Origin of the sequence: Mesorhizobium sp. M0139, assembly GCF_040322455.1 — a bacterium.
Taxonomy (GTDB): Bacteria; Pseudomonadota; Alphaproteobacteria; order Rhizobiales; family Rhizobiaceae; genus Mesorhizobium.
In genome coordinates, this window is record NZ_JAMYTN010000003.1 from 243,954 (window position 1) to 257,955 (window position 14,002).

Here is a 14,002-nt window from a genome sequence, read left to right on the forward strand (position 1 = left end):
GTTTCCAGCCGAAAGATTCAGTCCAAAAACATTCAGTCATTGCGCCTGAAGTTGCGGATCCGGTCGAACAGCACCGCGAGCAGGATGGCGCCGCCGATGAACACGCCTTGCCAGAAAGCATTGATGCCGAGCAGACCAAGGCTGTTGCGGATCACTTCGATGAGCGCGGCACCGACAATGGCGCCGAAAGCGGTGCCGACGCCGCCGGCGAGATTGGCGCCGCCGATCACGGTGGCGGCGATGACCTGCAGTTCCATGCCGGTTCCGAGATTGGTGGTGACGGCGCCAAGCCATCCGGTCTGGATGATGCCGGCAATGCCCGCCGCCAGCGCCGAGATCATATAGACGGCGACCTTGATCTGCTTTACCGGAACGCCGGTCAGCGTCGCCGCGTGCTCATTGCCGCCAATGGCGAAGATGTGGCGGCCAAACTTGGTCCAGCGCAGCGTGAAGCCGGTGATCAGCGCCAAAAGGATCATGTAGAGCACCGGATTGGCGATGCCGAACACCCAGGCACCGCCGCCCAGCGCCAGAAGCTTGTCGTGATCGGGGCCGAACTGGAAGACGACGGTGTTGTTGGAGGCGACCATGGCGAGGCTGCGGGCAATCGACAGCATACCGAGCGTCACCACGAAGGGTGGAAAGCCGAGATAGGCGATCATGATGCCGTTGAAGGCGCCTATGGCGAGCGCGGTGGCGATCGAGGCGAGGATGCCGACTTCTATGGAGTAGCCGGCATGCATGGTGACGGCCAGCACCATCGACGACAGGCAGAGCACCGAACCGACCGACAGGTCGATGCCGCCGGTGATGATGACGAAGGTCATGCCGAGCGCGATGATGGCGACGAAGGTGATGTTGCGGGTGATGTTGTAAAGGTTCTTCGACGTGGCGAAGGCGTCGGTGGCAAAAGACAGGAACAGGCAGGCCAGGATGACCGCGATCACCACCCAGAAGGTCTGGCTGGCAAACAGTCTTGCCGGCAAGGATTGTTGTTTTTGTTCGATCGGCTGGTCAATTGTCAGTGCCATCGTCGACCTTCATGTGCTGTGCGTGGTGAAATTCGCTGAGATCAAACCTGTTCGATGGCGCCGGTGATCAGCCCGGTGACTTCCTCGGGCGAACTTGACGCAATCGTCTTGTCGGCGACCTTGCGGCCGCGCCGCATGACGATGACGCGGTCGGCGACGGTGAACACGTCAGGCATGCGGTGGCTGATCAGCACCACTGCGATGCCTTGGTCGCGCAAATGGCGGATCAGGTTCAGCACTTCGGCGACCTGGCGCACCGAGATCGCGGCCGTCGGTTCGTCCATCAACACGATCTTGGCCTGCGACAGCATGGTGCGGGCAATCGCTACTGCCTGGCGCTGGCCGCCCGACATCTGCTTGACGAGGTCGCGCGGACGGGTCTCGGACTTCAACTCGGCGAAGAGCTGGCCGGCGCGCTTGTACATGGCGGCATAGTCGAGGATGCGTAAAGGGCCGAGGCCGCGGCGCAATTCACGGCCGAGATAGACATTGGCGGCGGCGGTCAGATTGTTGCACAGCGCCAGGTCCTGGTGGACGATCTCGATGCCGTGCTGGCGAGCTTCCGCCGGCTTGTGCAGGATCAACTCCTTGCCGTCCATGCGCATGACGCCATGGCTGGGGCGGAAATTGCCGGCGATCATCTTGACCAGTGTCGACTTGCCGGCGCCGTTGTCGCCCATCAGGCCGACCACCTGTCCGGGCTCGATCGACAGCGATACGTCGTTGACCGCCTGGATGGCGCCGAAATGCCTCGAGATATTGGTGAGTTCGAGAACCGCCACCAGTCTTTGCCTCCCCGTGTTTTGCGACCCGCTGCTGTTCCCGGCGTGAATGCCGGCGCTGCTTTGGCCCCGCTCTCCCCATCTCCTCCCGGAAACAGCGTCAGCGTTCTTTTACGCAAAAGCCGGCGCTCGTCAATCAATTGTCGGACGAATTGAAGCGTTGGTCATCCAAAAATCCGTTTTGTAGGACAAATAGCATTGACGTTGGCCGCAAGCCGATATTAGCTAAGCGTCGGAGGAGATTATGCCGATGCCGCTGGCGGTTAGCCGGGCGGAATCGGCGGAGGTTATCGGTCGAGGTTGCGGCGCCACCCATGTGTTGAGCCGGGCCAATGCCGCATCTGGAAATGCTTATCGATCTGTCTTGGCGACACGAGTGCTCGTGAAACGAACCTCGGTCATTAAGCATCCGGTCGATCTGTGTGGCGGGCACGCCGTGTCCGTCTGTTTCAAGGGAGGACTGACATGAGGAAAACACTTTTGCTCGCCGCCGTCGCCGCCATGGCGCTGGGCGCCGGGCCGGCTTTGGCCAAGAAACAGCTCGTCATCGTGGTGAAGGGTCTCGACAATCCATTCTTCGAAGCCATCCACCAGGGTTGCGAGAAATGGAACAAGGAAAATGCCAGCTCGGAATATGAATGCTTCTACACCGGCCCGGCGTCGACCTCGGACGAGGCCGGCGAGGCGCAGATCGTTCAGGACATGCTGAGCAAGGCCGACACGGTGGCAATGGCGATTTCGCCATCCAACGCGCCGCTGATCGCTCAGACGATCAAGACCGCCAATCCGACGATCCCGATCATGACGCTCGACGCCGATCTCAGCAAGGAAGATGCCGCGCTGCGCAAGACCTATCTCGGGACCGACAACTATTTGATGGGTCACAAGATCGGCGAGTACATCAAGAAGGGCAAGCCGAACGGCGGCACGATCTGTACCATCGAAGGCAATCCCGCGGCCGACAACATCCTGCGCCGGGCGCAGGGCATGCGTGACGCGCTGTCGGGCAAGGAAGGCCTGGCGGCACTTGCCGGCGAAGGCGGCTGGACCGAAGTTGCCGGTTGCCCGGTGTTCACCAATGACGACGGCGCCAAGGGCGTGCAGGCGATGACCGACATCCTCGCCGCCAATCCCAAGCTCGACGCCTTCGGCATCATGGGCGGCTGGCCGCTGTTTGGCGCACCGCAGCCCTATCGCGACCTGTTCGGGCCGCTCAAGGACCGCATCGCCAGCAACGACTTCGTCATTGGCGCCGCCGATACGATCGGCGATGAAGTGGCGATCGCCCGTGACGGCCTTGTGACCGCTCTGGTCGGTCAGCGGCCGTTCGAAATGGGCTACAAGGCACCATCGGTGATGATCGACCTGGTCGAAGGCAAGGCGGTCGCCGATCCGGTGTTCACCGGCCTCGACGAATGCACCAAGGACACGGTCGACACCTGCATCCAGAAGTAGGTTCTCGATTTCGGGGCGCCCTTTGACGGGCGCCCCGTCTCTTCCCGGACGGACGCAACGGTTGGGGCAGCAGGCTCCGGCTTTGACACGCCTGTAGTTTGGATTTTCGGCAACGAGATCGGCGCGCCGTGCAGGTTCGGACCATTCCGGACGCAGACGGCCGACGCATTGGAACGTGAATGCCGGACGAGAAATCAAAGAAGCGAGCCGAGCGGGCCAAGGCACAAACCAGCCTCGGTCCGGCTGTCATGCGCAGGGCCGGTGCCGCGCATTTTCCGGGAGCGAGCGTCCATGTCTCGCTGGCCGGCGAGATTGGCCTCAGGATCGTGCGCGGCGACTATCCGCCCGGCACCATTCTGCCCAACGAGGCCAAATGGGCCGAGACCTTCGATGTCAGTCGTTCGGCGGTGCGCGAAGCCATCAAGATGCTGATGGCCAAAAGCCTGCTGGCTTCACGGCCCAAGATCGGCAGCTGGGTCGAGCCCAGGGAACGCTGGAACCTGCTCGACCGCGATGTGCTGGCCTGGTACGCGACCGGGCCGGACCGGGAGGCCTTCCTGCGCACGGTGCAGGAGTTCCGTCACATCATCGAGCCGGAAGCGTCGGCCTTTGCCGCCACGCGGCGCAGCGACGAGCAGATGGACGAGATCAGCCAGGCCTGTCGTGAGATGGGCGAGGCTCTGAACCTGCAGGAGCGTATCCGCGCCGATACGCGTTTTCACCTCGCCATACTGCGCGCCTCGGGCAACGATCTGCTGGTGCCGCTTGGCGTTCTGATCGAGTCGGCGCTCGATCATCTCTTTGTCTTCGTCACACGCGAGACCAGCGATCAGCGGCGGGCGCAGGCGCTGCATGAGGCGATCGAGAAGAACATCCGCCTCCAGCGTCCTGCGGCCGCGCGCAATGCGGTGCACAAACTGCTCGCCAACACCGACGATGTTATCGGCCGGTCGAGGCGCTGACACAGGCTTTTCGCCACCTCAAATCGTCTGCTTCTTGCCATCCTTGCTGGGCATCAGGTCGACGCCGTTGACCTTGCCGATATATGTCGCCAGCATCGGCACGAATTGCTCGGCCGGGCCAGTGGCATGGGCACCGGCGAAGGAGTTCTTGGTGGCGTTGCCGAGCGGGTTGGCGATGCCGGCCGCACCCGCCATCGATTCCAGATAGGTCAGGTCCTTGAAGGCGTTGGCGATGGTGAATTTATGCGCGTCGCGGTCGCCCTCCAGCGTCCAGCGCATGAAGGTCTGGTAGAAGCCGCAATCCATGCGGCCGTTGCGGATGACGCTGTCGAAACGCGGTGGCGAGATGCCGACCTTTTCGGCCAGCGCCAGCGCCTCGGAATAGATCGCGGCATAGCCCAGCGAGATGAAGTTGTTGAGCAGCTTCATGCGGTGGCCGTCACCTGTATCGCCAATATGGACGATGCGGCCGGCCCAGGTTTCGATGACCGGCTTCACACGGGCAAACAGCGCGTCGGGCGCGCCGACCATGGCGTCGAGCGTGCCTTCCCAGGCTTCCTTCGGCGTGCGGCTGAGCGGTGCATCGACGAAGTCGACGCCGATCTCCTTCAGTTCCGCCGCCAGCACCACGGTCGAGACCGGATCGGCGGTCGAGCAATCGACGACAACCGAGCCTCTTTTCAGGCCCTCCTTGAGGCCGCCGGGGCCACGGATGATGGCTTCGACCTCGCGCGAGCCGGTGACGCAGATGAAGACGATATCGGATGCCGCTGCCACCTCACGCGAGGTGGCCACTTCCTTCGCACCGCGGCCAGCCAAGTCTTCCGCCGGCTTGCGGTTCTTGCGGCCGAGGAAGGTCAGGCCATAGCCCTTGTCGACGATGTTCTTGGCAATGCCGTGCCCCATCAGGCCAAGGCCGATAAAGCCGATCTTTTCGCTCGCGGCGGTCGTGGTCATGTCTTGAAGTCCTGTTGCGATGATTGATATTGGGCGCCGCCGTCTTGCGGGCGAGGGTGGTTGCGGAATGCCATATTGTCTGACAATACACAGAAATCCTAGGCATTGGAGACGAAAATGACGAAGCGGATCATGTTCACCGGCGGCAGCGGCAAGGCCGGTCGCCATGTCGTGCAATATCTGATCGAACAGGGCTGCCAGGTGCTCAACATCGACACCAAGCCGCTCGACAATCCCAAGGTACGCACGCTGATCACCGACATCACCGACAGCGGCCAGGTGTTCAACGCGCTGTCGAGCTATATGGGTCTGCACGAATTCGACCCGTCGCTGCGCCCGCAGCCGGTCGATGCCGTGGTGCATTTCGCCGCCATACCGCGCATCATGATCACGACCGACAATGAGGTGTTCCGCATCAATGCGATGGGCACCTACAACGTCATCGAGGCGGCGGTGAAACTCGGCATCCCCAAGGTGGTGATCGCGTCCAGCGAGACCACCTATGGCGTGGTGTTCGCCAACGAACCGCGCGACCCCAAATATTTTCCCCTCGATGAAGAATACGACGTCGATCCGATGGACAGCTATGCTCTGTCCAAGGTCGTCAACGAGCACACGGCGCGCGCCTTTGCGCAGCGCAACGGCACCGATATCTATGCCTTGCGCATCGGCAACGTCATCGAGCCGCACGAATATTCGCTGTTTCCGAAGTGGTTTGCCGATCCGGGCTTTCGCAAGCGCATCGCCTGGAGCTATGTCGACGCGCGCGATCTCGGCCAGATCACGCTGCGCGCCGTTGAAACGGACGGGCTCGGCTTCCAGGTGTTCAACGCGGCCAATGACGATACCTCGTCCGACCTGCCGACAGCGGAACTTTTGAAGCGGTTTTACCCCGACGTGCCGGTCAAGGCGGAGCTCGACGAATACGAGACGCTGCTTTCCAACCGCAAAGCCAGGGACATGCTTGGCTTCCGTCCCGAGCACAGCTGGCGCAAATACGTCAAATAGGCCGGCCGGGGGCAAGGTTGCGACCTGATCTGTGCACAGCCGCAGCCTTTGCCGTCAACGTCCCGCCCTTTGCTTGACAGCTTCCGAAATCCGGACTTTGTGGAGGCATGAGGGACGGAAAGCCGAATAAGGGAAAGATGCCTGAAAAGGCGGCATCCGCAGAGCGCCCGGCGACCCTTCGCCGGGCTGACGCGGCCCGGATGCCCGGCACCAGCGTGCATGCGTCACTGGCCAGCGAAATCGGGCTTCGGATTGTGCGCGGCGACTATCCGCCGGGCACCATCCTGCCCAATGAAGCCAAATGGTCTGAAACCTTCAACGTCAGCCGCTCGGCGGTGCGTGAGGCGATCAAGATGCTGATGGCCAAAAGCCTTCTGGCATCACGCCCTAAAATCGGCAGCTGGGTGGAGCCCAGGGAGCGCTGGAACCTGCTCGATCGCGATGTGCTCGCCTGGTACGCGACCGCGCCCGACCGTGAGGTGTTCCTGAAGACGGTGCAGGAATTCCGCCACATCATCGAGCCGGAAGCGACTGCCTTCGCCGCCATGCGACGCACCGAGGAGCAGATGGCCGAGATCAGCCAGGCCTGCCGCGAGATGGGCGAGGCGTCGAGCCTGCAGGAGCGCACGCGCGCCGACACACGCTTTCATCTCGCCATCCTGCGCGCCTCCGGCAACGATCTGCTGGTGCCGCTCGGCGTGCTGATCGAATCCGCCTTCGATCATCTGTTCACCTATACGACGCGCGAACTCGACGATCTGCAGCATGCACAGCAACTGCACGAGGCTATCGAGAAGGCCATCCGCCTGCAGCGGCCGGATGCGGCCCGCAACGCGGTGCGCAAGCTGCTCGCCAATACAGACGGCGTCATCAACACCCGGTAGGATGTGCTGATATTCAGGTGAGGCCGGCCTGCAAACGCCGGCTTTCGCGCTTCACGTACTTAAGTACGCTCCGCTCCGGTTCTCGAAACCCAATGTGTTCGGCGCGGCCTGACCTGAATCTCAACACATCCTGCGAGCGCTCAGCCGGCCTGCGAAGTGGCCAAATGCTGCCTGGTCAGCGCGATCAGCAGCGCCTGGTCGCGGGCGGCGTGCTCGGGGCGGTTGACCACCTCGTCGCGATTGACGATCGCACCCCAGAAGCCGCGCAGTTCCTCGACGAAGGCTTCACCGTAGCCGGCGCGCAGATCCTTCGTCGACAGTGTGTGGCCGTCCGAGGTCTTCACAGTCAGCCGGGTCGGGTGATGGTTGAGCCAGGGCGAGGGGAATTCGAGCTCGAGGCTGGCAGCGTCGAAGAACAGCGTGATGCGTTCCTTGTAGTCGGCGAGCTTCGGCACGGTGAGATGCGTCATCGTCCACAGCGCCTGGCCGTCGAGCAGTTTTACTGCGCCCTGGCCGCCATCGCCATTGGCGAAGATCTGCGCGCCGACGACCTCGCCATCCGGCACGCTGAGCGCGTCGAGCAGGCCGTGTACGGCATTCACATCGTGAATCAAGGCGGAGCTGTAAGCGGCGGTAAATCCACGGAAAGCCAGATCGTTCAAAGGCTGGCCGATAGCGCGTTCGACCTGTTGTTTCTGCCTGGCTTGCGCGGCGGCAATCAGCTCCTCGGGAATGTCGTTGCCGCGCTTGTATCGCTGGTGGGCGATGAACGGCCAGGCATCGGGATCGTTAACCTCGACCGAGACGGACCGCAACGTCTTTGCCGTGCCGGGCAGCGAGGCCAGCGCCAGCCGGTAGCTCGGATCGAAGCGCTTCATATAGCCGACCTGCATGACCTTGCCGGCCTTATCGCGCGCGGCGATGATCTCGGCGATTTCCGCCGGGGAATAGCAGAGCGGCTTTTCGCAGAAGACATGCAGGCCGCGCCCCAGTGCGGCCAGCACCTGCTCTTGATGCAGCGGGTCGGGCGAGCCGATCACGACGGCGTCGAGCTTATGGTCGAACAGTTGCTCCGGCGTTTCGAAATTGGCGATGCCGTGAACTTCGCTGACATATTCCCGCGAAATCCTTGACGGGTCGGCGACGCCGACCAGTTCGAACAGGTCGCTGAGCCGCAACAGATTCGGAATATGCTCGACCTGCGAGATCATGCCGGCGCCGATAACGCCAACCCGTATCCTGCTCATGCTGCTAAAACTCTCTGCAAAGTGTTCCAGGCTCAGGGTGCGGCGGCCGGCCGATTGCCGATCTGCGCCAACAGCCCGGCAATCTCAGCTTCCACCGCCTTCAGATCCTCGCCGCCCGACATGATGGAAATCACCTCGTCGCGCGAGATCTCGGACTTTGCGTATGTGCCGCGATTGCGGCCGCGGTTGAGCAGCGTGAAAGTGTCACCGACAGGGTAGGCGTGGTGGATGTTGTGGCTGATGAAGATCACCGCCAGCCCGCGCATGCGCGCCTCGATGATGAATTTCAGCACCATGGCCGCCTGATGCACGCCGAGCGCCGAGGTCGGCTCGTCAAGGATCAGCACCTTTGCGCCGAAGTGGACTGCGCGCGCGATTGCCACCGATTGGCGCTCGCCGCCCGACAGCGTGCCGACGGCCTGCGTCGGGTCGCGCACGTCGATGCCGATATCGGCCATCGCCTGGCGGGCAATTGTGTTGGCGCGCTCCTTGTCGAAGCGCGAGAAGGGCAGGCGGCTTCTGGTCGGCTCGCGGCCGAGGAAGAAATTGCGCGTGATCGACATCAGCGAGATCATGCCGAGGTCCTGGAAGACCGTCGCGACGCCGAGGTCCTGCGCGTCGCGCGGGCTGCGGAACGTGACGGGCTTGCCGTCGACGAAAATCTCGCCCTTGGTCGGCCGGTGCACGCCCGACAGAACCTTGATCAGCGTCGACTTGCCGGCGCCGTTGTCGCCCAGCAAGCAGTGCACCTCGCCGGGATAGACCTTGATGTCGATATCCTGCAGCGCGCGCACCGAGCCGAAATTGACCGACACACCACGCAATTCCATGGCTGGCTGGATGGCCGGGGACGGGTTTGGGTAGGTCATTTGCCGCCTCCGCGTCCGAGCGCCTTGAGGCGGATGTAGTTGTTGACCAGCACGGCCATCAAAATGACGATGCCGAGGAAGACCTTGAACCAGTCGGTGTCGATGCCGGTGTAGAAGATGCCCATCTGCACCAGGCCGAAGATCAGCGCGCCGAACAGCACGCCATAGACGGTGCCGTAGCCGCCGGTGAGCAGCACGCCGCCGATGACCGCGGCGATGATCGCCTCGAATTCCTTGAGCAGGCCGCGCGTGGTGTCGGCGGAGCCGGCCTCCATCACCTGGATGGTGGCAAGCAAGGTCGCGGCACAGGCGGTGTAGATGAACAGCGCGATCTTAACCCGGTCGACCGGCACGCCGACATTGCGGGCGGCATTGAGGTCGCCGCCGGTGGCGAAGATCCAGTTGCCGTATTTGGTCTGGGTCAAGACATAGCCGGCAAGCGCTGTCAGTCCGAGCCACCAGACGATCGACATCGGAATGCCGACGACGAAGGGAATGCCGTCGGTGCGGGTGGCGATCCAACCTTGCGTGCCCATCCATTGGAAGAAGCCGGTCAGGAGATGGCCGTTGAACAGGCCCGCGGTTGCCGGGTCCGGCGCGCCGTCGAGGATGTAGGGGATCTGCGTGCGGCCGGTGACGGCGCGGGTGATGCCGATCGACAGGCCGCGCAGGATGTAGAGCGACGCCAGCGTCACGATGAAGGAGGGCAGGCGGGTCTTCACCACGATCAGGCCGTTGACGTAGCCGGTGAGGATGGCGACAGCGAAGGCGCAGGCGATGCCGCCCCACAGCGGCAGGCCCAAATATTTCACCGTCAGCCCGATGACGACGCCGGCGAAGCCGACCATCGAGCCGACGGAGAGATCGAACTCGCCGGCGATGATGAGAAGGGCTGCGGCCGTGGCGATGATGCCGAGTTCGGCTGCCAGCGTCAGGAAGGTCATCGACCCCTGCAGCGAATAGAGGTTCGACGCACCCGGCAGCAGGGCGAAGATGATGATGGTGGCGATGAGGCCGCCGGCGGCACCGGCTTCGGGCCGGCGCAGCCATTGCGTCAGCCGGCCGGTGCTGGCCAGCCGCTCGTCAGTGCCGGCAGCCCGTTTCGACGTCATGCCGAAACGGTCCTTGCCCAGTACCCCGGGGGCCGGCGCTTCTGGAGGTATCGCCTTGTCTTCCACAACAGCCATTAGGCTCCCCAATCGCTCACTTCGCAATCTCGACCAGAGACGGGGAGCGCATGGCGGCTCCCCGATCCGTTTTGGTCTTGCCTTAGCGGATGCCGTCCTTGGCGAGCGCCAGGATCGCCTTGGCCTTGTCGGGCGAGTCGATGAACAGCGGCCCGGTGTAGGCGTTGTTCTGCGGCCAGAAGCCATGTGTGGCATGCTCGACCAGATAGATCACCGGCAGGTATCCCATCAGATATTGCTGGGCGTCCATGCCGAAGCCCATTTCGCCGGCGACGACGGAATCCAGGACTTCGGGGCTGATGTCGAAGGTGTAGAGTTTGATCTTGCCGAACAGTTCCTTCTGCCGGAAGAACGGGATCAGCGGATTGGCGGCGGTGGCGCCGAGCGCGAAGACGGCCTGGGTGTCGGGATGCGCCGACAGATAGGCCTCGGTGCGGCGCTGGATGTCGGCCGGATCGGGCGACACGGTAAGCACCTCGGTGCCGCCGCCTGACGGCTTCAGCCCGTCATTCAACCCCTGGCAGCGCTGGTCGAGGCTGACATTGCCGACCTCGTGGTTGATGCAGACGACCTTGAGCGTGCCTTCCTTGGCCAGCCGCTCGCCCGCCTTCTTGCCGGAATCATATTCGGAGACTGTGCCGACGTAGAGAGAGGTGCCGAGTTCGGCGCCTTCCTTCTCGCCGGAATCCAGGACGACCATCGGAATGTTGGCGGCAAGGCCGGCCTTGACCGATTTACCAAGCGCATTGGCGTCGGCAATGGAGACGGCGATGCCGTCGGGATTGGTGGCGATGGCCGCGTCGAGCAGGCGGGCCTGTTCGACCACGTCGAACACTTGCGGCGCATAATATTCGACCTTGGCGCCGGTGAGCGCCGCCGCATCGTCGACGCCGCGCTTGACCACCGACCAGTAGGGATCGGAGGCCGAGCCATGCACCACGAAGGTGATGCGGACATCCTTCGGGTCCTTCAGGCCCGCGGCCTGCACGACGCCCGCCAGCATACTCATCGAGACAAGCGCGCCGAGCGCCAGTTTCAGAACAGTCTTCATGTCATTCTCCCATTGTCGTTGCAGTTCCAAATCCCTCTTTGCGCTGTTGGCCGACGGATCGGCTTACGGCGCTGACCGGGTGGCCGCTTTGCGGGCCTTTGCCGGTGTCGATGCCCCGAGCCGTGCACGCAGTTCCTCGCGCAACGGCTTCATGCCGATGATGTCGATGTCCTGCGCGCCGAGCCAGTCGCGAAAAGCCTGGTCGCGGAAGAGTTCATATTCCTCGGTGCGGATATAGGCGGAGCGCGGCTCGATCAGTTCGAGCTCGCCCGGCGCGTTGAAGTGCAGGCAAAAGAAGGTCAGGCCTTCACGGACCCCTTCGACCAATGCCTTGTAGGCTGGCTCTATCGGCTTGGAGCGTGGACGGCCCCAGGTCGTCTGAATGGCGGCGTCGAAGATGACAAAGCCTTTGGCGCGGGCTCCAGTGACGCCGCGCTGGAACGCCGCTTCGGTGACGCCGACCAGATTGTCGTTCGGCGAATAGGCCGACAGCGTTTTGGTCAACAGCACCGGCAGCCGATATTCCAGGCCGAGCTTGATGTAGACGTCGCAAAACTCCGGCGACAGCGCTGCCCCCATATGGGCGTCAAGATGAGTGACGTCGATGCCGGCGCGGTAGGCGGTGTCGATCTGGGCGCGAAGCTCGGTTTCCACCGCTTGCGGTGCTGCCTTGCGGCGGGTGGTCGCGACATCGGGCCAGAAATAGCCGAACTCGTCCGTCAGGCCGGCCGCGCGCGACGGCGACGTCAGCGGCCGCCATTTGTAGTGCTGCTTTTCGCTGTTCAGCGTCAGGTGGACGCCGAGATCGAGCCGGGGGTCGGCGGCTGTCGCTTCGGCCATCTCAGGGAACCATGGACACGGCACCATCACGGCGCCGGAGCTGCAGGCGCCCAGTGCGGTCAGTTCGAGGAAGGCGCTGTTGGCGCCATGGCACATGCCGACATCGTCTTCATGCAGGACGAGCTGTCGCGTCATGGACGGCCACCGTTTTGCCGGCCACCATCTTGCCGGCACGCCGGTTTCGAGGGTCTTCCAAAGTGTGTCCCGTGCTGCATGGAACCGACCGTTTGCCCAACTGGACGCGATGAAACGCCCAACGCGGGCTTTCCGACAGGGCCACTTCGACGAATTCGGATGGGTACGATTTTTCCGCGGGCCTGCATTCTGGAATGTCGATTTCATTCGATATGCCCACAGTCGGCGCTAAACGCCGCTCCGACGTGAGCAGGATGGCTTGGTCCGATCGCAGCGGAGTGGTTCTTTCAAACGGCGGCCGCAGGCGTACTGCTTTCACACCATCAAGCGATGTGGAGACTTGCCATGTACACCGCCGGCGAAGAAGAGATCGAGGCCATTGCCAGGGTGATCCGCTCGGGCGCGCTGTTTCGCTATGGCGAGAACAGCGAGTGCAACCGCTTCGAGGCCCGCTATGCAAGGCATCTCGGCGTCGAGCATTTCGCGCTTGCCGCCAGCGGCACCTATGGGCTCGCCGCCGGCCTGATCGGCCTCGGCATCGGCCCGGGCGATGAGGTGCTGGTGCCGGCGCACACCTATATGGCGACCGCCACAGCAGTGCTGTCGGTCGGCGCCATTCCGGTCATTGTCGACATCGACGAGAGCCTGACCATCGACCCGGCCGCTCTGCGCGACGCCATCGGCCCGCGCACCAAGGCGGTCATCCCGGTACATATGTGGGGTGCGGCCTGCAACATGAACGCGATCATGGACATCGCTAAAAAACGCGGTCTGCTCGTGCTGGAAGATGTCTGCCAGGGCATTGGCGGCGGCTATGAGGGCAAGAAGCTCGGCTCCATCGGCCATGCCGGCGCCTACTCCTTCAACTACTTCAAGAACATGACGTCGGGCGAGGGCGGCGGCATCGCCACCAGCTATCCGAAAGTGGCGGAGCGGGCGCGCTGCGCCATCGACCCCTGCCACTTCTACTGGCAGGGCCGCAGCGACAGCATCAAGCCGTTCGCCGGCATCGGCGCGCGCGCCTCGGAATTGATGGGCGCGATGCTCAATGTCCAGCTCGACCGTCTCGACGGCATCATCGAGGCGATGCGGGCGGAGAAGAAGAAGGTGCTGGCCGGCACGCGCCATCTCGGCAATCTCGGTCTGACGCCGTCGCCGATGAACAGCCCCGACGACGATTGCGCGGCGCAGGTGATGTATCTGCTGCCCAGCGAACAGGCGGCGCAGACTTTTTCGAAGACCATTCCGAGCGTCATTGCCGGCAAGACCGGCCGCCACAATTTCACTCAGTGGGACCAGGTGCTGATGCATGAGGGCGCGCATCATCCGGCGCTCAATCCGTACACGCTGCCGGAAAACAAGGGCCTGCGGCTGACCTATGCCGACGATCTCGGCAAGGGTTCTCTCGACATCCTCAACCGCACGGTGATGATCGCGATGAATCCGGCGCATGGCGACGCCGACATCGACGACATGGTCCATAACATCGATGCGGCGGCCCGTGTGGCGCTGGAGAATGCCTCGCTGGACGATGTCGAGGTGCGCAAGGCAGCGCCCGTCGATCTGCAGAAATTCGATAGTGTGAATTGAAGCG

At 63.1% G+C, this 14,002-nt stretch carries 13 protein-coding genes; 5 read left to right on the top strand and 8 right to left on the bottom strand.

Features of this window, described 5'->3' with window-relative positions:
* Positions 1–32 precede the first annotated feature (32 nt).
* Both NKJ58_RS06175 and NKJ58_RS06180 read right to left on the bottom strand, forming a co-directional pair.
* Entirely contained in the window at positions 33–1,031 is a 999-nt protein-coding gene (locus NKJ58_RS06175; protein WP_023673048.1) for an ABC transporter permease, read from the bottom strand.
* A gap of 41 nt (positions 1,032–1,072) precedes the next feature.
* A complete protein-coding gene (locus tag NKJ58_RS06180) occupies positions 1,073–1,813 on the bottom strand; it encodes an ATP-binding cassette domain-containing protein (protein ID WP_023682237.1) in 741 nt (246 codons plus the stop codon).
* Between the two features lie 465 nt (positions 1,814–2,278).
* Between NKJ58_RS06180 and NKJ58_RS06185 the strand changes: the two genes are divergently transcribed.
* Both NKJ58_RS06185 and NKJ58_RS06190 read left to right on the top strand, forming a co-directional pair.
* Positions 2,279–3,268 (top strand): sugar-binding protein, encoded by a 990-nt coding sequence (locus NKJ58_RS06185; protein WP_023673050.1) that lies wholly within the window; start codon positions 2,279–2,281, stop codon positions 3,266–3,268.
* A 179-nt stretch (positions 3,269–3,447) separates the two neighbouring features.
* A complete protein-coding gene (locus NKJ58_RS06190) occupies positions 3,448–4,230 on the top strand; it encodes a FadR/GntR family transcriptional regulator (protein WP_023682236.1) in 783 nt (260 codons plus the stop codon).
* A gap of 18 nt (positions 4,231–4,248) precedes the next feature.
* On the opposite strand, the gene NKJ58_RS06195 is transcribed toward NKJ58_RS06190, so the two are convergent.
* A complete protein-coding gene (locus tag NKJ58_RS06195; RefSeq protein WP_352518732.1) occupies positions 4,249–5,187 on the bottom strand; it encodes an NAD(P)-dependent oxidoreductase in 939 nt (312 codons plus the stop codon).
* A 117-nt stretch (positions 5,188–5,304) separates the two neighbouring features.
* On the opposite strand from NKJ58_RS06195, the gene NKJ58_RS06200 reads away from it, so the two are divergent.
* Together NKJ58_RS06200 and NKJ58_RS06205 are read left to right on the top strand one after the other, a co-directional pair.
* Positions 5,305–6,195 carry an NAD-dependent epimerase/dehydratase family protein gene (locus NKJ58_RS06200; protein WP_023682234.1) on the top strand — a complete coding sequence of 297 codons (891 nt, stop codon included), beginning with the start codon at positions 5,305–5,307 and terminating at the stop codon, positions 6,193–6,195.
* A 107-nt stretch (positions 6,196–6,302) separates the two neighbouring features.
* Complete coding sequence (locus NKJ58_RS06205) at positions 6,303–7,079, top strand: FadR/GntR family transcriptional regulator (protein WP_023682233.1); 777 nt, start codon at positions 6,303–6,305, stop codon at positions 7,077–7,079.
* A 140-nt stretch (positions 7,080–7,219) separates the two neighbouring features.
* Here the strand turns inward: NKJ58_RS06205 and NKJ58_RS06210 are convergent, their stop codons facing one another.
* The 5 genes from NKJ58_RS06210 to NKJ58_RS06230 all read right to left on the bottom strand — a co-directional run bounded on the left by NKJ58_RS06210 (position 7,220) and on the right by NKJ58_RS06230 (position 12,408).
* Complete coding sequence (locus NKJ58_RS06210; RefSeq protein ID WP_352518731.1) at positions 7,220–8,326, bottom strand: Gfo/Idh/MocA family protein; 1,107 nt, start codon at positions 8,324–8,326, stop codon at positions 7,220–7,222.
* A 32-nt stretch (positions 8,327–8,358) separates the two neighbouring features.
* Complete coding sequence (locus NKJ58_RS06215) at positions 8,359–9,195, bottom strand: ATP-binding cassette domain-containing protein (protein WP_023712088.1); 837 nt, start codon at positions 9,193–9,195, stop codon at positions 8,359–8,361.
* Positions 9,192–10,307 carry an ABC transporter permease gene (locus tag NKJ58_RS06220; protein ID WP_502902276.1) on the bottom strand — a complete coding sequence of 372 codons (1,116 nt, stop codon included), beginning with the start codon at positions 10,305–10,307 and terminating at the stop codon, positions 9,192–9,194. Before NKJ58_RS06220 ends, NKJ58_RS06215 begins: the two co-directional genes overlap by 4 nt.
* Before the next feature lie 157 nt (positions 10,308–10,464).
* Positions 10,465–11,433: a rhizopine catabolism ABC transporter substrate-binding protein gene (locus tag NKJ58_RS06225; protein WP_023687959.1), complete on the bottom strand. Its 969-nt coding sequence runs from the start codon at positions 11,431–11,433 to the stop codon at positions 10,465–10,467.
* Between the two features lie 63 nt (positions 11,434–11,496).
* On the bottom strand, positions 11,497–12,408 hold the full coding sequence (locus NKJ58_RS06230; protein WP_352518730.1) for a polysaccharide deacetylase family protein: 912 nt from the start codon (positions 12,406–12,408) through the stop codon (positions 11,497–11,499).
* 345 nt (positions 12,409–12,753) lie between these two features.
* On the opposite strand from NKJ58_RS06230, the gene NKJ58_RS06235 reads away from it, so the two are divergent.
* Positions 12,754–13,998 (top strand): DegT/DnrJ/EryC1/StrS family aminotransferase, encoded by a 1,245-nt coding sequence (locus NKJ58_RS06235; protein WP_352518729.1) that lies wholly within the window; start codon positions 12,754–12,756, stop codon positions 13,996–13,998.
* The last annotated feature ends 4 nt before the right edge of the window (positions 13,999–14,002 follow it).